The following is an 18,744-nucleotide window of genomic DNA, read 5'->3' on the forward strand; positions in this document are numbered from 1 at the left end:
CACGGTGGCGCCGGTCACGCGGTTGGCTCGCGGGATGTGCGCGACACGGGCGACGACGCCCGGCCACGAGGTGGTCCTGGTCGGCTCGGTGGGACCCCACGGCGTCGTCGGGACCGCCTCCGACGGGCGCCGGGTCGTGGCGCTCGGGGTCGCCGCCGAGCCCGAGGACGTCGTCAGCGCGCCGGAGCGGCTGCTGTTCCCGGTGCCGGACGGGATCAGCGACGTCCAGGCGCTGGTGCTGGCCGGGCCGGGCGTGACGGCGTGGCACCTGCTCCGCACGTGCGCGCACCTCCGGCCGGACGAGGCGGTCGTGGTGCACGGGGCCGCGGGCGAGGTCGGCGCGCTGGCCGTGCAGCTGGCCCGGCACTTCCGCGCGGGCCGGGTCGTCGCGGTCGCCGACACGGCGGCGCGGCGGGAGCACGCCCTCGCGCTCGGCGCGGACGTGGCCGTGGACGCCGAGCCGGACGGGCTGCGCGAGCGCTTGCTCGCCGTGAACGGCGGCCACCCGGTCGACGTCGTGCTGTGCCCGGTCGGCGGCGCGGTGTTCCGGCGGTCGTTGGCGGCCCTTGCGCCGTTCGGCCGGATCGTCGTGCACGGGGAGTCGCCGGTGACCGAGGCCGTTGGGCCGATCGAGGGTTCCCGCGCCGTCATCGGCTTCTGGTCGGGCGATTGCCTCGGGCGACCTGAGATGGTGGCCCGCGCGCTCAGTGAGCTGATGGGGTTGACCTCGGCAGGCCGCTTGCGGCCACCCGTCGGTGACGAGTACCCGTTGTCAGGAGGCGCGCGGTCGAACCGCGCCCGTAGTGGAAGGCCCGCATGACCATCAGGACCGCACTGACCACCTGTCCGCTCTGCGAGGCGACGTGCGGCCTCGAACTGACGATCACCGACGACCGGATCACCGGTGTGCGCGGTGACCGCGAGGACGAGTTCAGCGGCGGGTTCCTCTGCCCCAAGGGCGCGTCGCTCGGCGCCCTCGACGCCGACCCCGACCGGCTCACGACCCCGATGCTCAAGCGCGACGGCGTGCACGTGCCCGTCAGCTGGGCCGAGGCGTTCGAGGTCGTGCGGCGCCGGTTGACCGGGATCATCGCCGAGCACGGCCGCGACGCCGTGGCGATGTACCTCGGGAACCCGATGGTGCACTCGCTCGCCGGCGGCCTGTACGCGGGCGCGCTGCGCCGGGCGCTCGGCTCCCGCAACGTCTTCACCGCGTCCACCGTGGACCAGATGCCGAAGCACGTGTCGTCGGGCCTGATGTACGGCGGCATCTACACGATCCCCGTGCCGGACATCGACCGCACGGACTTCCTGCTGATGCTGGGCGCGGACCCCTACACCTCCAACGGCAGCCTGTGGACCGCGCCGGACATGCCGAAGCGGCTCAAGGCGCTGCGGGCGCGCGGCGGGTCGTTCGTCGTCGTCGACCCGCGCCGCAGCCGGACCGCCGCGGCGGCCGACCAGCACGTGCCGATCACGCCGGGCACGGACGTGTTCCTGCTGCTGGCGCTGGCGAACGAGCTGTTCGCCGCCGGGCTCGTCGACCTCGGCGGGCTGGAGCGGCACGTGAACGGCGTGGAGCGCGTGCGGACCCTGGTCGAGCCGTTCACCCCCGAGGCCGTGGCGGCCAGGTGCGGGATCGACGCCGCGACCACCCGCGACCTCGCCCACCGCCTCGCCGCCGCCCCGAGGGCCGCGGTGTACGGGAGGATCGGCACCACGACCGTCGACTTCGGCACCGTGGCGAGCTGGCTGGTGGACGTGCTGAACGTGCTGACCGGCAACCTGGACCGGCCGGGCGGGTCGATGTTCCCGATGCCCGCGCACCTGGGCAGGGGCCGGGGATCGGGGCGGGGCTTCACCACCGGCCGCTGGCACAGCCGGGTCCGCGGCCTGCCCGAGGTGGCCGCCGAGTTCCCCGCCGTGACGCTGGCCGACGAGATCGAGGTGCCCGGCGAGGGGCGGGTGCGGGCGCTCGTGACGATCGCGGGCAACCCCGCGCTGTCGCTGCCGAACTCCGGCCGCCTCGGCGCCGCTCTGTCCACCCTGGACTTCGTGGTGTCGGTCGACCCGTACCTCAACGAGACCACCCGGCACGCCGACGTGGTCCTGCCGCCCCCGCCGCCGAGCAGGCGACCGCACTACGACATCGCGTTCCTCGGGTTCGCCGTCCGCAACGTCGCCAAGTTCTCCCCGCCGGTGATCCCGCTCGACGAGGGCTCCGTGCCCGAGGCCGACATCCTGCTGCGCCTCACCGCGATCCTCGGCGGTCTCGACCCCGACACCGACCTCGACGAGCTGGCCGAGGAGCAGCTCACCGCCCAGCTCGCCGCGCTGGTCGGGCAGCAGGGCGGTCCGCTGCACGGCCGCGACGTCGCCGAGCTGCGGGCCGCGCTGGTCGGCGACACCCGCGAGGAACGGCTGCTGGACCTCAAGCTGCGCACCGGCGCCTACGGCGACTGGTTCGGCGCCGTGCCCGACGGCCTGTCGATGGCGAGGCTCCTGGCGAACCCGCACGGCGTCGACCTCGGTCCGCTGGAGCCGCGCCTCCCCGAGGTGCTGCGCACCCCGTCCGGCCGGGTCGAGCTGTGCCCCGAGCAGATCGCCGCCGACGTCCCGCGCGTCCTCGCGGCGCTGGAGGAGCGGCACGACGACCTGCTGCTGGTCGGCCGCAGGCACCTGCGCACCAACAACTCCTGGATGCACAACGTGCCTGCGCTGGTGAAGGGCAAGGACCTCTGCACGCTGCTGGTCAACACCGCCGACGCGAGCAGGCTCGGACTGGTCGGCGGCGGCGTGGCGCGGGTGTCCTCGCGGGTCGGCAAGGTCGAGGTGGCCGTGGAGGTCACCGACGACATCGCCGAGGGCGTCGTGAGCCTGCCCCACGGCTGGGGCCACGACCAGCCCGGCACCCGGCTCACCACCGCCGCCGCGCACGCGGGCGTGAACGTCAACCTGCTCACCGACGACCTCAGGATCGACCCGCTGTCCGGAACCGCCGTCCTCAACGGCGTTCGCGTGACCGTCAGCCCCGCCGCCATCTGAAGAGGAGAGCCCATGTCCGTCCCCACGGTCGGTTCCGCGCGCGTCGTCTCGGAACTCCCGTTCGTGGCAGCCGAGGTCCACCGGGACCGGGTGGCCTGGCGCTACCGCGCCGACGACTCCTGGCACGAGAAGACGTTCGTCGAGATCGCGACGTCGGTGGGGGACCTGGCCTCCGGCCTGGTGCTCGCGGGCGTCGGGGCGGGCGACCGGGTGGCCGTGCTCTCCGAGACCCGCTACGAGTGGTCGACCGCGGGGCTCGCGATCCTCGCCGCGGGCGGTGTGGTGGTGCCGATCTACGCGAGCAGCTCGCCCGAGGAGGTCGCCTACATCCTCGGCGACTCCGGCGCGGTGCTGCTCGTGGCCGAGAACCCCGCGCAGGCCGCGAAGGTCGACGTGGACTCCGTCGAGGACCTGCGCGGGATCGTGCTGATCGAGGGGGAGGGCCGCACCACCGCCGACCTCGCGGCGGAGGGCAGGGCCACTCCCGCCGCGGAGGAGCTGGAGACCCGGCGCGCGGGCCAGTCCCCCGACGACCCCAGCGTGATCATCTACACCTCGGGCACGACCGGCCCGCCCAAGGGCTGCGTGCTGACCCACCGCAACTGGCTCGCGATGTGCCACCTCACGGAGGAGCTGTCCTACGTCGTCGCGGACGACACGGTCTACCTCTTCCTGCCGCTGGCCCACGTGTTCGCGCAGATCGTCCAGTTCTCCGCGCTCTACATGGGCGCCACGCTGGCGTTCTACGGCGGTGACGCGAAGCGGATCGTGCCGGAGCTGGCCGAGGTGAGGCCGACGTTCCTGCCGTCCGTGCCCAGGATCTTCGAGAAGATCTACACCATCGCCACCGCGGGCATCCCCGCCGAGCAGCTCCAGCAGGCCGTGGGCGTGGGGTTGAAGCACCGGGCGCTGGTCGAGGCGGGCCACCCGGTCCCGCCGGAGCTGGCGGCGGCCTTCGCCCAGGTCGACGCCGTCTTCGCCCGCGTGCGCGGCGTGTTCGGCGGCAGGCTGCGGCAGGCGCTGTCCGGCGCGGCCCCGATCTCGCCGGAGGTGCTGGACTTCTTCCTCGCCGCGGGCGTCCCGGTGCTGGAGGGCTACGGCATGAGCGAGTCCACCGGCGTCGGCACCACCAACACGCTGTCCCGCTACCGCATCGGCTCGGTCGGGGCGTTCGGCGTCGGCGGTCTCGACGTCCGGATCGCCGAGGACGGCGAGATCCTGATGAGCGGCCCGCACCTGTTCGCCGGGTACTGGCGCAACCCCGAGGCCACCGCGGAGGTCCTCCGGGACGGCTGGCTGCACACCGGCGACCTCGGCGAGATCGACGAGGACGGCTTCGTCCGGATCACCGGCCGCAAGAAGGACATCATCATCACCGCGGGCGGCAAGAACATCGCTCCCGCCAACGTCGAGAACCAGCTCCGCCAGTCCCGCTGGATCTCCCACGCCGTGGTCTTCGGCGACCGCCGCCCCTACCTCGTCGCGCTCATCACGCTCGACCCCGAGGAACTGCTGCCGTGGGCGGAGAAGCAGGGGATCGTCGGCGGCTACGCCGACCTGGTCCGCCACCCCGACGTCGTCACCCTCGTCCAGGGGATCGTCGACGAGGCCAACTCCCACTTCGTGAAGGACTCGCAGATCAGGAGGTTCGCCATCCTCGACCGAGACCTGTCGCAGGAGGACGGTGAGCTGACGCCGACCCTCAAGGTGAAGCGCAAGGTCGTCCACACCGTCCACGAAGGCCTGTACCAGGAGCTGTACTCGTAGTCGCGCGGACGCTGGGCGCACGCCGGTGTGCCCAGCGTCACCGTTGTGCGAAGTTGATCAACGGGGGATGCTCGGGTGTCCGCGCGTCCGGGGGGACGCGCGCCGAGAGCCTGGGGCCGAAGTTGTCGTTCCTGCCGTCCTTCGAGGACCACACGGGTACGGTCGCGTGACCATGCCCGAAGACCTGACCGAGTTCCGCCGCTGGATCCTCGCCGTCCTCGACGGCGTCGGCGCCGACTCCATCCGCCAGATCCGCTACCTCCGCTCCGTCGGGGTGGGGGTGGACGAGCTCGTGCTGGAGCTGGACGACGCCGTCGTCACCGCCCAGGCCAAGAACCGGGAAGGCCTGCTGGGCCAGGAGGAGCTCCGGCTCATCGAACGGGTGGGCGAGCACGTCGACGCCCTGCCGCCCAGTCCAGGTCCACTGTGGACGGAGTCCGCGCTCGGCGAGGCGGCCCAGTGGCGCGAGCTGCGCGAGGCGGCTGCGCAGGCCCACGCCGCGCTGACGAGGATGTGGGCGGACGCCTAGTGCGGGCTCACGTCCTCCCCGGCGGTGGCGCGGTCGTGCCTCGGACGATGATCTGCGTCGGCAGCGTGACCCGCGGCGCGGGGTCGCCCGCGGTGTCGAGCCAGTCGAGCAGCATGTTCACCGCCGTCCTGCCCGCGGGGGCGAGCGGCATCCGGACCGTGGTGAGCGCGGGCGACGTGAGGGCCGCGTAGGTCAGGTTGTCGAAGCCCGTCACGCTGACGTCACCCGGCACGGAGACCCCCCGGTCGCGGAGCCTGGCCAGCACGCCGAGGGCCATGATGTCGTTGTGCGCCATGATCGCGGTGACCTCGGCGGCCAGCGCCAGGTCGGCCGCCTGGAGACCGCCCTCGTAGCGCGGGGCGAACGGGCCCAGCTCGACGAGGTCGACGCGGTGCTCCGCCACGGCGTCCGCGAGACCGCGGCGGCGTTCGGCGTTGGACCACGCCGTGCGCGGGCCGTTGAGGTAGGCCACGCGCGAGTGGCCGAGCGCGACGAGGTGCGCGACCACCTGGAGCACGCCGTCCGCGCCGTCCATCACGGTGCTGGGGACGCCGGGCAGCCGGTGGTTCAGCAGCACCAGCGGTGTCGTGGCCGCGACCGAGGTGATCTGGGCGTCGGTCAGGCCCGGTGAGCACAGGAGCAGGCCGTCGACCTGCTTGGCCATGGCCCGCACCAGCTTGATCTCGGCGGCGGGGTCCTCGTCGCTGTCCGCGACGAACACCGCGTGGTCGGTCTGGGCGGCGCGGGCCTGCGCCGCCTTCAGGATGCCGGTGTGGAAGGGGTTGTCGAGGTCGGGCACGACGATGCCGATGTTGCCGGTCTTGCCGGTGATCAGTCCTCGGGCCGCGCGGTTGGGCTGGTAGCCGAGTTCCGCGGCGGCGGCCAGCACCCGCGACCTCGTGTCGGGGCGGACCAGGTCGGGGGAGGACAGCGCGCGCGACACCGTCGCCACGGACACGTGAGCCCGGCGTGCCACATCGCGGATGGTGATCGTCACGGTCGCCCATCCAACCGCAATTGTGACGAAAGCTCGCGATTGGGGTGCCGTTGAACCGAATCCGGGGGAGCCCCGTTTCCCAGGTGCAGGTCACGTGGAACCGCGGGCCTTCCCGAACGTCCAGGAGGGCCGCTCGTGCGCACGAACCGCGATCTACCCGAACCGGCGGCCGTCGCGATCGTCCCCGACCATGGCCGTTGACGTCCGCGTGCCGCCGTGGTCACCCCAGGAGCCCGAGCTGAACGAGACGACGATGCATCGAGACCCACCGTTCGACCTGCCGCCCGAGGCCGCGCTCGACGGCCGCCCCGACGGCGGCGACCTGCTGCTCCAGCGCACCCTCGGCCGCGTCCGGCACGAGAAGGCGCGCGAGGGCAGACGGCGGCAGACCTTCGCCGTCGTGGTGTCGACGAGCCTGCTGGCCGCGGCGCTCGCGGGCGGTGTGGTGATCGGCAGGCACCTGGCCGGCGAGCCGACCGCGCTGGTGGTCGGCGGGATCGCGAACGGCGCGAGCCTGAGCGCCGTCGTCACGCCCGCCGACGGCTGGTCGCGGCTGCGGGTCACCGTCAAGGGCGTGCGCGCGGGTGAGTGGTGCAGGCTCGTGGTCACCGACGTGCACGGCGGGCGGTTCGTCGTGGGCAGCTGGATCGCCGGGACCGGCGAGCCCGGCCGGGGCGTCACCCTCGACGGGTCGGCGCTGGTCGCCGCCGACGACCTGGAGGCCGTGAACGTCGAGTCGGTCGACGGCCGGGTCCTGGTGACCGCCCGCGCGTAGGTCGCGGATCGCCGTCGGGGGTAGCCGGGGCGGTGGTGCGGCGTGTTGGTTAGCTGTCGTGGTGTTCCGAACGATGCCGCTCCTGGCCGTGGTCCTGCTGGCGGCGTGCACGACGCGGGGTACGACCCCCGCCGACGACCACTTCGTCCGGATCGAACAGGTCCAGGCCTCCTCGGGTGGGGCCGCTCCCGGCCCCGACGCGTCCACGGGCGTGGTGACGTCGTCGTGCGGGCGCAACGCCGAGCGCCACCTCAACGCCGACAACGCCGTCATCTCGCCCGGTCTGCCGAACGGCGCGCACCACACCCACGAGTACGTCGGCAACCTGTCCACGGACGCGTTCTCCACGCCCGAGAGCCTCGCCGCCGCGACGACCACGTGCGCGGGCGGTGACCTGTCCTCCTACTTCTGGCCGGTGCTGCGGCTGACCGACGTCGTCGGCCACGACGACCACGCCGAGGGCGGCGGGGTGCACGGCAACACCGGCGAGGTGCTGCCGCCGGAGTCGGTGACCATCACGTTCAGCGGCAACCCGGTGAGCAAGGTCGTGCCCCTGCCCCGGTTCCTGCGCACGATCACCGGCAACCCGTCCGCCGCCACCAGCGGCGGCCTCAACGCCAACGCCAAGTGGGGCTGCTCCGGGTTCGTCGACCGGTTCACGGCGAAGTACCCGCGCTGCCCGGCGGGCAGCAGGGTGCTGCGCACGTTCGACTTCCCCGGCTGCTGGGACGGCCGCAACGTCGACAGCACCTCCCACCGCGACCACCTCGTGCCCGCCTCGGCGAACGGCGCGTGCCCGCCGACGACGTTCCCGGTGCCGCGCCTGCGGCTGGTGGTCTCCTACGACGTGCCGTCCGGCAGGCCGTTCGCCGTGGACAGCTTCCCCGACGAGCACCGCGACCCGATCACCGACCACGCGATGTTCGTGAACGTGTTCCCCGACGACGCGATGACCCGCCTGGCGGGGTGTGTGAACGAGGGGCGCGCGTGCGGCCCAGAATGATCCGGGAAGTTCTCGCCGATCCCGTGAACCACGGCGGCCCCGCAGCCGTGTGTGCGGGGACAGGGTTGATGAGAGGAGTGGGTGGATGGCGGCACTGTGGTCCCGCAAACGGGAGGCCGCGGCCGACGAGGCGCTGATCCGATCGCTCTACGAGGAGCACGGTCGGGCTCTGCTGGCCTACGCGACGCGGTTGACCGGCGACCGGGCGGCTGCCGAGGACGTGGTCCAGGAGACCCTCCTCAGGGCCTGGCGCCACCCCGACGCGCTCGTCAACGGGAAGGGATCGGTGCGCGGCTGGCTGCTCACCGTCGCCCGCAACATCGTGACCGACCGCATCAGGGCGAAGGCCGCCCGACCGCAGGAGGTCGCGGAATCGCCCGCGACACCGCCGGTCGAGCGCGACCACGCCGAGTCGGTGGTGAACTCCGTCGTGGTGCTCGAAGCGCTCGACCAGCTCTCCTCCGACCACCGCGACGTCCTGCGGGAGATCTACTTCAACGGGCGCAGCGTCTCGGAGGCCGCCCAGGCGCTGGGCGTGCCACCGGGAACGGTCAAATCCAGATCGCACTACGCCTTGCGCGCCCTGCGCGAGACGTTCGCCGGACAACAGGTGGCCTTGAAGGGGGTGGCCGGATGACCACGCAGCACGAACCACAACTGCTGGGCGCCTACGTGCTGGGAGCCCTTGACGAGCAGGAGGCGCGGGCCGTGGAGGACCACCTCTCCCGCTGCCCGGCGTGCCGGGGCGAGCTCGACGAGCTGAGGGCCATCGAGGCCACGCTCGGCGACGTCCCGCCGGAGGCGCTGCTCGACGGACCGCCCGAGGGCGGTGACCTGCTGCTCCAGCGCACGCTGCGGCAGATGCGGACGGAACGCGGTGGCGCGGTCCGGCGCAGGCAGTTCGCACTCGGCGCGGCGGCGGCCGTCGTCGCCGCGGTCGTCCTCGGCAGCGGTGTCGTGGTCGGCCGCAGCACCGCTCCCGTCACGGAGGCGCTGCCCGGTCCGACGTCGTCGGCCGCCACGCCCCCCGCGGGTACGAAGGTCGCCACGTTCGCCGACCCGTCCACCGGCGCCCGGATGACCGTCCAGGTCAAGCCCGCTGCGGGCTGGGTCCGGGTCAACGCGGGCATCGGCGGGATCCCGCAGAACGAGAAGTGCCGGTTGTTCGTCGTGGCGAAGGACGGCCACCGCGAGGAGATTGGTAGTTGGCTGGTCTCGAAGGCCGGGGAGGCCGAGGGCACGAACCTCGACGGTTCCGCCCTCATCGCCCCGGACGACGTGGCCGCTGTCGAGGTCGAGAACTTCGACGGCAAGAAGTTCGTCAGCGTCAAGGTCTAGGCCACGTGCGCGCCGCCTCCGCAGGGGAGGCGGCGCGCACGGCAACCGCGCTCTCGGGCGCGGACCGCCCGGCGCCCCGTGCCGCCTCTGCAGGGGAGGCGGCACGGGGCACCGGGCTCCACGGCGTCAGGGCGTCAGGGCTTCAGGGCTTCAGCACGACCTTGCCGACGGTCTCCCGGTTCTCCAGCGCCCGGTGGGCGCGGGCGGCGTCGGCCAGCGGGAAGGTCGAGCTGACCACCGGCGTGAGCCTGCCGCTCGCGGCGGCGGCCAGCGACCGTTCCTCCAGTTCCCGCAGGCGCCCCAGGACGTTCGGCCCGAGCGCCGCGACCGCCGTCAGGCTGCGCGTGAACAGCTCGTCGCTGGTGAACCTCGTCGGTTCCGACCCCAGCGCCCAGCCGAACAGCACCACCCGGCCGCCGGGCACGAGCAGGTCGAACGCGGCCCGGCCGATCGCCCCGCCGACGGCGTCGAGCACGACCGTGACCCCTTCGAGGTCGCGGTCCCAACCGGGTTCGGTGTAGTCGACGGCCACGTCGGCGCCCAGGCTCCGGACGAGCTCGACCTTCTCCGGTCCCCCCGCCGCGCCCACCACCCGCGCCCCGACGGCGTGCGCCTCCTGCACCGCCAGGGCCCCGATCCCGCCCGCCGCGGCGAGCACCAGCACCACGTCGTCCGGCCGGATCCCCGCGCCGTCGAACACGCCCATCGCGGTCCGGCCGGTGCCGATCATCGCCACCGCCACGTCGTCGGACACGTGGTCCGGCAGGGCGTGCAGCGCCTCGACGTTCGCCACCGCCAGCTCCGCGTACCCGCCGCTCGCGAGGCCGAGGTGCGCCACGACCCTGCCGCCCAGCCACGCCGGGTCGACGCCGTCGCCCAACGCGGTCACGACACCCGCCACCTCCCGCCCCGGCGTCATCGGCAGGGCGGGCGGCGGGAACGGACCCCGACCCACCCCGGCCCGGATCGTCGTGTCGACCACGTGCACCCCGGCGGCGGACACGGTGATCCGCACCTGGCCCGGACCGGGCACGGGGTCGGGCACCTCGACGAGGCGCAGGTTCTCGGCGGGGCCGAAGGCGTGCTGGCGGATGGCGTGCACGGAGGTCTCCTCTGTCCGGTGGTCGCCCGAACGTAGGAGCTCCAGTCAAGTGGAGGTCAAGGATCCCCCGACGCCGTCAGGCCGCGCTGAGCACCCCGACCCGCCTGCTCGTCGTCAGCGTGCTGCCGGGCGTGCCCGTGTAGCTGCCCGACGTCGGCGGCACGTCCGCGTAGTCGCGGCCGGTCGCCACGGTCAGGTAGTCCGCGCCCGCGCGCCCGCCGTTGCACGGGTCGAAGGGGACGGCCACGGCGGCGTCGCCGTGCCGCACGACGACCTCCGTCCAGCCGTGGGTCCCGCCCTCGCCGAGCAGGTGGCCGGACACGTACCGCGCGGGCACGCCGAGCAGGCGGCACAGGGTGATCATGACGTGCGCCGAGTCCTGGCAGACGCCGCGACCGCCGCCGAGCGCCTCGGCTGCCGTCGTCTCGACCGTCGTCGTGCCGGGCTCGTAGCGCAGGGCCTCGTGCACCAGCGCGCAGACGCGTTCGGCCCGCTCCAGCGGCGTGCCCCCGCCCACGCCCGCGGCGAGGTCGCGCAGGCGGTCGTCGGGTGCGGTCAGCCGGGTCGGGCGCAGCAGGCGGGGGTCGTGCAGCACGGACGCGGGCAGGTGGACCGGACCGTCCGACCGGACCCGCTCCAGCAGCGCGACGACGCCGAAGCGCACACCCTCCTCGACGCGGTCGGCCCGGACGCGCACCACGGTGTTGCCGTGTCCGTCCCGCCGGGACCGGCGCCGGACGGCCGCGCCCGTCACGTCCAGCCGGTGCGCGCGGCGGTGCTGGTTCCCGTGCCGGGCGGGCGGAACGACCACGAGCCGGTGGTCGAGCCGGTCGATCGGCCGGTCGTAGCCGTAGTGGAAGCTCTGCTCCAGCACGTAGGTGACGCGCTCGGCACCCTCCAGGTCCACGGAGGTGTGGTCCAGCAGCGGACGGGACAGCAGTTCGGCACTCGGCGTCACGGGGTGCCTCCTCGGCGTGGACCACTCCGGTGCAGCGTAAGACGGCCGCCCCCGCGGCCACCACGACGTCGGACGCGTCACGGCCTACCGGTCCACGCCCCAGGGGAGCCCCAGCACCACGACGTGGGGCCCCTGCCAGGCCAGCGCCTCGGCCAGGTCCTCGCGCACCGTCGAGGGGGTGCTGCCGGTCGCGGGCACGCCCAGCGCGTGCGAGATGCCGAGCAGGTCCGCTTCCCCGTCCACCACGAGCCACGTCACCCGCAGGTCGTGCCGCCGGGCCGTGGCGAGTTCCCTCAACCCCAGGGCGGCGGTGTCGCCCCCGGACACCGCCAGCACCGGCACGTGGTCCCCCAGCGCCACCGCGGCCCCCAGCGCGGCGGGCAGGGCGTAGCCCACGCCGTCGGGCGTCCCGCACATCGCGGAGTCCCGCGGGTCCCAGGCGGACCAGGGTCTGTCCCCGAACACCGTCCGGTCCCAGAAGGTCGGCGAGTCGTCGGGCACCGCGGCCCGGATCGCCTCCAGCTCGGGTTCCGGCCGCCGCACCAGGTGGAGCAGGGCCCGGACCGCGGCCTCCCCGGCGTCGCCGGTCCTGGGCCGCACGGTCTCCGCCAGTCCCGCCAGGACGAACCGCGCGTCGCCGTGCACGCCGTTCTCGCCCACCCGTTCCGGGTCGACGTCGACCCGGACGACGTTGTCGCGGGGGGTGTCCAGCCCGGACCCGACCACGAGCAGCAGGTCGGCCTCCTCCAGGAACCGGGTGGTGTGCTCGTCGGAGAGCCACGACTGCGCGGACAGCGGGTGCTCCCAGGGGAACGCGCCCTTGCCGCCGAACGTCGTCACCACGGGCGCGCCCAGCGTCTCCGCCAGCGCCAGCAGCTCCGTCCGCGCGTCCCCGCGCAGCACGCCGCCGCCCGCGACCACGACCGGCCGCTCCGCCCCGTCCAGCCGCCGCGCCACCTCCTCGACCCGACGGGGCTCGGGCACGACCGCGTCCGGGCACGACACGATCGCCGCGACCGACGGGGTCGAGGCCCGTCCGCGCAGCACCTCCTCGGGCACGCGCACCCACACCGGGCCGAACGGCGCGGTCGCGGCCACGTCCCACGCGCGCGCCACCGCCTCCGCGATCTCGGCGGCGTTCGCCACGGTCTCGCTGTGCTTCACCGGCACCGGCGCTTCCCGCACGCCGACCGCGAGCACGGCCGCGGACCCGATGAGCGCGTCCACGGTCCCCGGCAGCAGCAGCGGGGTCACGTCACCCGTGAGGCGGGCGTGGCCGTCGGCGGTGAACGCCGGGTCGGGGCCGTCCACGTAGCGCAGCTTCGACCGCCCGACCGCCTCGAACGGCCCGAGCGCCAGCGGGCCGAACACGGTGCGGGCTCCCAGCGCCACCAGCGCCTCGGCCAGCACGTCCCCTCCGGTGCGTTCGCTCACCGGCACCTCCCCATCTCGTTCAGCGCCACCAGGGACACCAGGTCGTAGGCGACGTGCGCGGCGGCGACCGACGTGATGTCGGCGTGGTCGTAGGCGGGCGCGACCTCGACGACGTCCGCGCCGACCACGTTCGCCCCCGCGAGGCCGCGCAGGATCTCCAGCAGTTCCCTGCTCGTCAGGCCGCCCGCCTCCGGTGTCCCGGTGCCGGGGGCGTGGGCGGGGTCGAGCACGTCGATGTCGACCGACACGTACAGCGGCCGGTCGCCGATCCGCTCGCGCAGGGCGTGCGCCACCTCGTCCACCCCTCGTCGCATCACGTCGGCGGACGTGACGACACCGAACCCGAGCCGTCGATCCTCGTCCAGATCGCGCTTGCCGTACAGCGGTCCCCGCGTGCCGACGTGGGAGAGGGCCTCGGTGTCCAGCAGGCCCTCCTCCACCGCGCGGCGGAACGGCGTGCCGTGCGTGTACGGCTCGCCGAAGTAGGTGTCCCACGTGTCCAGGTGCGCGTCGAAGTGCAGCAGCGCCACCGGGCCGTGCCGGAGCGCCACGGCCCGCAGCAGCGGCAGCGCGACGGTGTGGTCGCCGCCGATCGTCACCAGCGTCGCGCCCGCGTCCATCAGACCGGACGCCTGGAGTTCGATCTCGGCGACGGCCGCGCCGATGTCGTAGGGGGTGCAGGCGATGTCTCCCGCGTCGACCACCTGGCACGCCTCGAACGGCGACACGTCCAGACCGGGGTGGTAGGGCCGCAGCAGGCGGCTCGCCTCGCGCACGGCCGTGGGGGCGAAGCGGGCGCCGGGGCGGTAGGAGACGCCGGTGTCGAACGGGACGCCGACGACCGCGACGTCCGCGCGCGGGACCTGGTCCAGGCGGGGCAGGCGGGCGAACGTGGCGGGCCCGGCGAACCGGGGCACGACCGAGGAGTCCACCGGACCCAGGGGGGGCCGCGCCGTGCCGTGCACCGGAACCACGTCGCAGTCCTCCCCTTGAACCGTTGTGCTCCAGACCATAGGAAGCGCACGCTTGGGCGGTAAGTGGACCATTCGCACAACGCGGAGCAGTCCGTTGTGCACTTCGGAGGAAGCCATGGTCATGCGCACCGTCCCGCTCGCCGCACTGGTCGACCGCGCCGACCTCGGGCTCACCGTGCTCGTCGGCGAGGACGACCTGGACCGCCCGGTGTGCTGGGCGCACGTCAGCGAACTCGTCGACCCGGTGCCGTACCTGCTGGGGCAGGAACTGCTGCTCACCGCGGGGGTGACCCTCCCGGACGACCTCGACGCCTACGTGTCGGGGCTGGTCGGCCGCGGTGTCTCCGCGCTCGGCTTCGGGGTCACGCCGGTCCACAACGCCGTGCCCGCCGACCTGGTCGCCGCGTGCCGCGCGCACGGGCTGCCGCTGGTCGCCGTGCCGCCGGGGACGCCGTTCCTCGCGGTCAGCCAGGCCGTGGGCGCCGCGCTGGCCGAGGCGCAGAACGCGGAGCTGCGGCTGCTCGCCGACAGCCAGCGCGCGATGACCAGGGCCGCGGTCCGGCCGGGGCCGGTCGACGGCACCCTCGCCGCGCTCGCCGAGGCGCTGGGGTGCTGGGCGCTGCTGCTCGACGCCGACGGCGAGGTGCTGGCCAGGACCTCGGGGGCGCCCGCGCCCACGGACGACGTGCTGGGCCTGGCCGACCGGGTCGGCGCCGGGCGGGGACCGCGCAGCGCGGGCACCAGGGTCGACGCCGACCACGTCGTGCTGACCCCGGTCGAGCAGATCGGGCGGCGCCCGTCGGTGCTGGTGATCGGTCGGGCGCGGGCGCTGTCGGTGGCCGACCGGGCCGTGGTCGCGGTGGCGCTGGCCCTGCTCGCGCTGCTGGGCCACGACCCCGACCCGGCCGCCCGGCTGGCGGCCAGGCTGGTGTTCGGCGGCGACCCGGCCGAGCTGCTGGAGCGGCTGGTGGGCGACTCGTCGTTCCAGGTCGTCGCCGGAGCGGGGGAGGAGCGGTACGAGCGGCTGGCCGAAACCCTCGGCACCCCGCTCGTCGACGTGCTCCCCGAGGGGTTCCGCGCCGTCGTGGCCTCGGGTTCGGTGACCGGCCCCGACCTGGTCGTCGGCGTGAGCGCGCCCGCGACCGCGGCCGAACTCCCCGCCGCGGAGCGGGAGGCGGCCGCGCTGCTGCGCCAGGCCCGCGCCACCGGCCGGTCCGAGTGGGCGCGGGAGGGCACCGGCATCGCCACCCTGGTCGACCCGGCCAGCGCCCAGCGGTTCGCGTGCAGGCTCCTCGCGCCGCTGGCCGACCACCGCTCGCCGTCCGCCGCCGAACTCGTCGAGACGGCGCGGGCGTGGCTCGCCCAGCACGGCAACTGGGACCGCAGCGCCGCCGCGCTCGGCGTGCACCGCAACAGCGTCCGGCACCGCATGGGACACGTCGAACGCGCGCTCGGGCTGGACCTCTCGCTCGCCCAGCACCGCACCGACCTGTGGTGCGCGATCAACTGGCTGCCACCCGGCTGGCCCGTTCCGGAACAGGCTGAATAAATGCTTTGCCGATAGCGCGGACGTCGTTCATAGTTGTGCCACACGACGAACGGAGGTGGGGATCATGAAGCAGCGGGAAGAGGAGTGGACCGGCGCGGCGACGCGATTCCGGCATCTCGTTCGCGATCGGCGCTTCCGGTGGTGACCTGCGGTTAGGTCGCGACGGGGAGCCGTCGATCGGGAAACCGGTCGGCGGCTCTTCTGCATTCGTGACAATTCGGATATCCCAATGGCTCAGCTGGACAGAGCGCGGCACTACGAATGCCGAGGTCCCTGGTTCGAATCCAGGTTGGGATGCTGCCGACGAGTTCGGGGAAGGGGTGCGGGCGTCATCAGCCGCTCCTTCTTCGCGGGTTCGGCGACCAGGCGTGTTCGTCCAGTGGTCAGGACGTCGGACTCTCACTCCGGAAACACGGGTTCGACTCCCGTACGCGCTGCTGCCCGGCCTTCATGGGGTGGGTCGGGTACACCTCGGCACGGCGAGGTCTGCTGGTTGAACTCCTGTCCGGTACCGGCGGGGAGCGGGTCCGTGCTCGCCCGCTCCCCGTCCGGACCAGGCCTCCGCGGCCCCTGAGGAGGGGTGGGCGGTGCGCGTTCGACTCGCGCCGGAGGTGCTGAGATCGATCCCGAAGTGGACGAGGGGCCGGGTTGTGAGCCCGGTGCGAGTGGGTTCGAGTCCCACCGATCTCCCCAAACATCGATTCACCCGGTTTCACCCAGCGTGTTTGTTCGGTGTGTGATCCGGGTAACCGCCCGTCATGAGGAACTCGACTGCTGGGCGTGTCAAGGTCAAGGTCGCCGGCCTGCAACCGGCACAGGTGTTGGTGGCGCTCATGTCCCTGCTGTTCATCGCGGCGGGCGTGGTGGGCTTCCTTCGCACGGGTTTCGGCGACTTCGCGGGTGAGGACCACGCGATGCTGCTCGGGTTCGCCGTCAACCCACTCCACAACGTCGTCCACCTGGCGTTCGGCGTGCTCGGCCTGCTGCTGGCGGGCAGCTCCGCCCTGGCCCGCACGTACGGCTGGGTGCTGTTCATCGCCTACGGCGCGGTGTTCGTCTGGGGCCTGATGCTCGCGGGCGTCATCTCGTCCAACCCCGTGTCCGGGCTGGGCAACCCGCTGGCGCTCAACTCCAACGACAACTGGCTGCACCTCGGCTTCGCCGCGGTCGGCCTGCTGATCGCCGTGCTCCCGGCCCGCCGCAAGGTCATCGTCGACGAGCCCGAGCCCGAGTTCGTCGAGCGGCCCGCGGGCGAGCCGGCGCACGACCGGATCGTGCCCGAGCGTCCTGCCGACCACGACGTGCACGACCCGGCGGTGCGCGACCGCCACGCGGTCACCGAGCCGCACGCGGACCCCGTGCCCGTGCAGCACACCCCCGAGCACGGCACCAAGCCGATCCCGACCACCCCGACGGACGTGAAGAGCCACCGGGTGGGTCATTGACCCGGCTGGGTGCCTCGGACGCGGCCCGACTGGAAGCGGCCACCCGCACCCTGAGGGCGCTGGACTACGAGCACGGCGGAGGCGCATGCGCCTCCGCCGTGCTCGCCCAGCTGACGACCGGCCGCCGGCTGCTCGGCGACACCGTGTCCCCCGACGTGGCCGCGCGGCTCCAGCTCGCGCTGGCGGACCTGCACAACCTCGCGGGCTGGATCTCGTTCGACCTCGGTCGGGCCGAGGCCGCCAAGGCCCACTTCCACGCCGCGCTGGACCTGGCCGACGCCGCGGACAACCAGTCGCTCGCGGCGAACGTGCACTACCGGCTCGGCCGGGTCCACCTGCACCACGACCGGATCGCCGACGCGCTGAGCGAGTTCGACGCGTCCGCGCGGGTGGCCGGTGCCTCCGGCGCGGAGCTGGAACTGGCCATCGTGGACGCCAACCGCGCCTGGGCGCACGCCAAGCGCGGTGACGCCGAGCAGGCCGAGCGGTTCCTGGCGAGCGCGCACGACGCGTTCGCGGCGGCCGAGCCGGAGCGCGCGCCCGACTGGGCCCGCTTCTTCAGCGCCGCCGACCTCACCGGCATGACCGGCACCGTGCACGCGAGCCTCGCCGAGGCGGGCGACGTCCGGCACGTCGAGCAGGCCGTGCCCGCGCTGCGGGAGGCCGTGAACGGCTACGGCGAGGACATGGCCCGCAGCCGGGTGTTCGGCATGATCGAGCTCGCGGTCAGCACCCTCCTCGCGGGCGAGGTCGACGCGGGCGTCGAAGCGGGCAACGAGGCCGTGGGCCAGGCGGTCCCGATCCGCTCGGCGCGCACCGCCGACCGGATGGCGCCGCTGCGCAGGGCGGCGAGCGCGCGCCCCGACCACGACGGCGCCAGGGAGCTGGCGCGGCGCGTCGAGGCGTTCGGCGCAGCCTGACCGATCACCCCGTCCGCCCAGGCCCATAGGGCAGCCCTATGCCCTCGTCCGGTACCGCGGCACGGCAGCTCCCGCCGCCTACTGTGGCCGGATGACCGCTGTCGACGACGTGCGCTACTGGCGGCACCCCGCGGTGTCGGGCGTGCACCTGCTGCGCGCGCACTACGTGAACCACGGCTTCGGCAGGCACAGCCACGACACGTTCGTCCTCGGCGTCGCGACCACCGGCGTGGAGGAGCTGTGGCTCGGCGGGCAGGTGCACCGGGTGCGGCCGGGCGGGCTCGTGATGATCAACCCCGGCGTCGTGCACACCGGGCGGCCCGCCGACGAGGGCGGGTGGGCGTACCGGGTCTTCTACCCGGACGTCGACGTGGTGGCCGAGGTCGCGGGGACCCCGAACCCGTGGTTCACCGAGCAGGTCGTCTACGACGCGGACGCCGCCGCCGCGCTCGTCGCCGCCCACCGGGCCGCCGAGTCGGCCGACCCGCTGGCCGCGGGCTCCCTGCTGGGGCACGCCCTGTCCACCCTGCTGCGCGCGTACGGCGGCGAACGGTCGCCGGTGCCCGCGGGTGGGGGCCGGGACGTGGAGGCGGCGCGGGAGATCCTGCACGAGCGGCTGGCGGAGCCGCCCAGCCTCGCGGAACTGGCGGCCGAGGTCGGCACCGGGCAGTTCGCGCTGCTGCGGGCGTTCCGCGCCCGGCACGGGCTGCCGCCGCACGCGTACCTCAACCAGCTGCGGGTCCGCAGGGCGTGCGCGCTGCTCGACCAGGGCACGCCCGTCGCGCGGGCGGCCGTGGAGGTCGGGTTCACCGACCAGTCGCACCTGGCCCGGCACTTCCGGCGGATCGTCGGGGTCCCGCCCGGCCACTACCGGCGCAAGAACGTACAAGATCGGCCCTGACGCCCCG

Annotated in this window: 17 protein-coding genes and 3 tRNA genes; 15 read left to right on the forward strand and 5 right to left on the reverse strand. The window is 74.0% G+C overall.

All coding sequences use genetic code 11. The features are described 5' to 3' along the window. Positions 1-34 precede the first annotated feature (34 nt). From VFZ92_RS03220 to VFZ92_RS03235, 4 genes are all read left to right on the forward strand, one after another. A complete protein-coding gene (locus VFZ92_RS03220; RefSeq protein ID WP_330874153.1) occupies positions 35-820 on the forward strand; it encodes a zinc-binding dehydrogenase in 786 nt (261 codons plus the stop codon). After that, on the forward strand, positions 817-3,045 hold the full coding sequence (locus VFZ92_RS03225; protein WP_330874154.1) for a molybdopterin-dependent oxidoreductase: 2,229 nt from the start codon (positions 817-819) through the stop codon (positions 3,043-3,045). Before VFZ92_RS03220 ends, VFZ92_RS03225 begins: the two co-directional genes overlap by 4 nt. Positions 3,046-3,057: 12 nt before the next feature. Then, positions 3,058-4,812, forward strand: a complete 1,755-nt coding sequence (locus VFZ92_RS03230) for an AMP-dependent synthetase/ligase (protein WP_330874155.1) — start codon at positions 3,058-3,060, stop codon at positions 4,810-4,812. Between the two features lie 172 nt (positions 4,813-4,984). Further along, a complete protein-coding gene (locus VFZ92_RS03235) occupies positions 4,985-5,341 on the forward strand; it encodes a hypothetical protein (protein ID WP_330874156.1) in 357 nt (118 codons plus the stop codon). Between the two features lie 7 nt (positions 5,342-5,348). On the opposite strand, the gene VFZ92_RS03240 is transcribed toward VFZ92_RS03235, so the two are convergent. Further along, entirely contained in the window at positions 5,349-6,338 is a 990-nt protein-coding gene (locus tag VFZ92_RS03240; RefSeq protein WP_330874157.1) for a LacI family DNA-binding transcriptional regulator, read from the reverse strand. A gap of 190 nt (positions 6,339-6,528) precedes the next feature. On the opposite strand from VFZ92_RS03240, the gene VFZ92_RS03245 reads away from it, so the two are divergent. The 4 genes from VFZ92_RS03245 to VFZ92_RS03260 all read left to right on the forward strand — a co-directional run bounded on the left by VFZ92_RS03245 (position 6,529) and on the right by VFZ92_RS03260 (position 9,454). Further along, complete coding sequence (locus VFZ92_RS03245) at positions 6,529-7,113, forward strand: anti-sigma factor (RefSeq protein WP_330874158.1); 585 nt, start codon at positions 6,529-6,531, stop codon at positions 7,111-7,113. Between the two features lie 73 nt (positions 7,114-7,186). Beyond that, the gene (locus tag VFZ92_RS03250) at positions 7,187-8,116 is read left to right on the forward strand and encodes a DUF1996 domain-containing protein (protein WP_330874159.1); all 930 of its coding nucleotides are present in this window, start codon (positions 7,187-7,189) and stop codon (positions 8,114-8,116) included. Between the two features lie 85 nt (positions 8,117-8,201). Next, the gene (locus VFZ92_RS03255; RefSeq protein WP_330874160.1) at positions 8,202-8,753 is read left to right on the forward strand and encodes a sigma-70 family RNA polymerase sigma factor; all 552 of its coding nucleotides are present in this window, start codon (positions 8,202-8,204) and stop codon (positions 8,751-8,753) included. Next, a complete protein-coding gene (locus tag VFZ92_RS03260) occupies positions 8,750-9,454 on the forward strand; it encodes a zf-HC2 domain-containing protein (protein WP_330874161.1) in 705 nt (234 codons plus the stop codon). Before VFZ92_RS03255 ends, VFZ92_RS03260 begins: the two co-directional genes overlap by 4 nt. Before the next feature lie 142 nt (positions 9,455-9,596). Here the strand turns inward: VFZ92_RS03260 and VFZ92_RS03265 are convergent, their stop codons facing one another. From VFZ92_RS03265 to speB, 4 genes are all read right to left on the reverse strand, one after another. After that, positions 9,597-10,556, reverse strand: a complete 960-nt coding sequence (locus VFZ92_RS03265) for a zinc-binding dehydrogenase (protein WP_330874162.1) — start codon at positions 10,554-10,556, stop codon at positions 9,597-9,599. 76 nt (positions 10,557-10,632) lie between these two features. Then, entirely contained in the window at positions 10,633-11,514 is an 882-nt protein-coding gene (locus tag VFZ92_RS03270; RefSeq protein WP_330874163.1) for a transglutaminase family protein, read from the reverse strand. 84 nt (positions 11,515-11,598) lie between these two features. Beyond that, complete coding sequence (locus VFZ92_RS03275; RefSeq protein ID WP_330874164.1) at positions 11,599-12,948, reverse strand: thiamine pyrophosphate-dependent enzyme; 1,350 nt, start codon at positions 12,946-12,948, stop codon at positions 11,599-11,601. Beyond that, positions 12,945-13,922, reverse strand: coding sequence for an agmatinase (speB, locus tag VFZ92_RS03280; RefSeq protein WP_330874165.1), 978 nt, complete (start codon positions 13,920-13,922; stop codon positions 12,945-12,947). The genes VFZ92_RS03275 and speB overlap by 4 nt, the downstream gene beginning before the upstream one ends. Before the next feature lie 121 nt (positions 13,923-14,043). Here speB and VFZ92_RS03285 point away from each other — a divergent pair, with 121 nt between their 5' ends. From VFZ92_RS03285 to VFZ92_RS03315, 7 genes are all read left to right on the forward strand, one after another. Further along, positions 14,044-15,471, forward strand: a complete 1,428-nt coding sequence (locus VFZ92_RS03285) for a PucR family transcriptional regulator (protein WP_330874166.1) — start codon at positions 14,044-14,046, stop codon at positions 15,469-15,471. A gap of 223 nt (positions 15,472-15,694) precedes the next feature. Next, positions 15,695-15,768, forward strand: a tRNA-Arg gene (locus tag VFZ92_RS03290). A 68-nt stretch (positions 15,769-15,836) separates the two neighbouring features. Next, positions 15,837-15,908 (forward strand) — tRNA-Glu (locus tag VFZ92_RS03295). A 179-nt stretch (positions 15,909-16,087) separates the two neighbouring features. Then, positions 16,088-16,164, forward strand: a tRNA-His gene (locus tag VFZ92_RS03300). A gap of 140 nt (positions 16,165-16,304) precedes the next feature. Further along, positions 16,305-16,916: a DUF4383 domain-containing protein gene (locus VFZ92_RS03305; RefSeq protein WP_414719796.1), complete on the forward strand. Its 612-nt coding sequence runs from the start codon at positions 16,305-16,307 to the stop codon at positions 16,914-16,916. Beyond that, the gene (locus tag VFZ92_RS03310) at positions 16,913-17,836 is read left to right on the forward strand and encodes a hypothetical protein (protein WP_330874168.1); all 924 of its coding nucleotides are present in this window, start codon (positions 16,913-16,915) and stop codon (positions 17,834-17,836) included. The genes VFZ92_RS03305 and VFZ92_RS03310 overlap by 4 nt, the downstream gene beginning before the upstream one ends. 91 nt (positions 17,837-17,927) lie before the next feature. Beyond that, complete coding sequence (locus tag VFZ92_RS03315) at positions 17,928-18,737, forward strand: AraC family transcriptional regulator (protein WP_330874169.1); 810 nt, start codon at positions 17,928-17,930, stop codon at positions 18,735-18,737. The last annotated feature ends 7 nt before the right edge of the window (positions 18,738-18,744 follow it).

The sequence above is a fragment of the Umezawaea sp. genome (assembly GCF_036375055.1).
Lineage (GTDB): Bacteria > Actinomycetota > Actinomycetes > Mycobacteriales > Pseudonocardiaceae > Umezawaea.

Bases quoted from the DNA above. Each gene is read 5' to 3' on its own strand.
- VFZ92_RS03285 (WP_330874166.1), top strand. From the start codon at position 14,044: ATGCGCACCGTCCCGCTCGCCGCACTGGTCGACCGCGCCGACCTCGGG.
- VFZ92_RS03305 (WP_414719796.1), top strand. From the start codon at position 16,305: ATGTCCCTGCTGTTCATCGCGGCGGGCGTGGTGGGCTTCCTTCGCACG.
- VFZ92_RS03245 (WP_330874158.1), top strand. From the start codon at position 6,529: ATGGCCGTTGACGTCCGCGTGCCGCCGTGGTCACCCCAGGAGCCCGAG.
- VFZ92_RS03225 (WP_330874154.1), top strand. From the start codon at position 817: ATGACCATCAGGACCGCACTGACCACCTGTCCGCTCTGCGAGGCGACG.
- VFZ92_RS03250 (WP_330874159.1), top strand. From the start codon at position 7,187: ATGCCGCTCCTGGCCGTGGTCCTGCTGGCGGCGTGCACGACGCGGGGT.
- VFZ92_RS03235 (WP_330874156.1), top strand. From the start codon at position 4,985: ATGCCCGAAGACCTGACCGAGTTCCGCCGCTGGATCCTCGCCGTCCTC.
- VFZ92_RS03315 (WP_330874169.1), top strand. From the start codon at position 17,928: ATGACCGCTGTCGACGACGTGCGCTACTGGCGGCACCCCGCGGTGTCG.
- VFZ92_RS03220 (WP_330874153.1), top strand. From the start codon at position 35: ATGTGCGCGACACGGGCGACGACGCCCGGCCACGAGGTGGTCCTGGTC.
- VFZ92_RS03255 (WP_330874160.1), top strand. From the start codon at position 8,202: ATGGCGGCACTGTGGTCCCGCAAACGGGAGGCCGCGGCCGACGAGGCG.
- VFZ92_RS03230 (WP_330874155.1), top strand. From the start codon at position 3,058: ATGTCCGTCCCCACGGTCGGTTCCGCGCGCGTCGTCTCGGAACTCCCG.
- VFZ92_RS03260 (WP_330874161.1), top strand. From the start codon at position 8,750: ATGACCACGCAGCACGAACCACAACTGCTGGGCGCCTACGTGCTGGGA.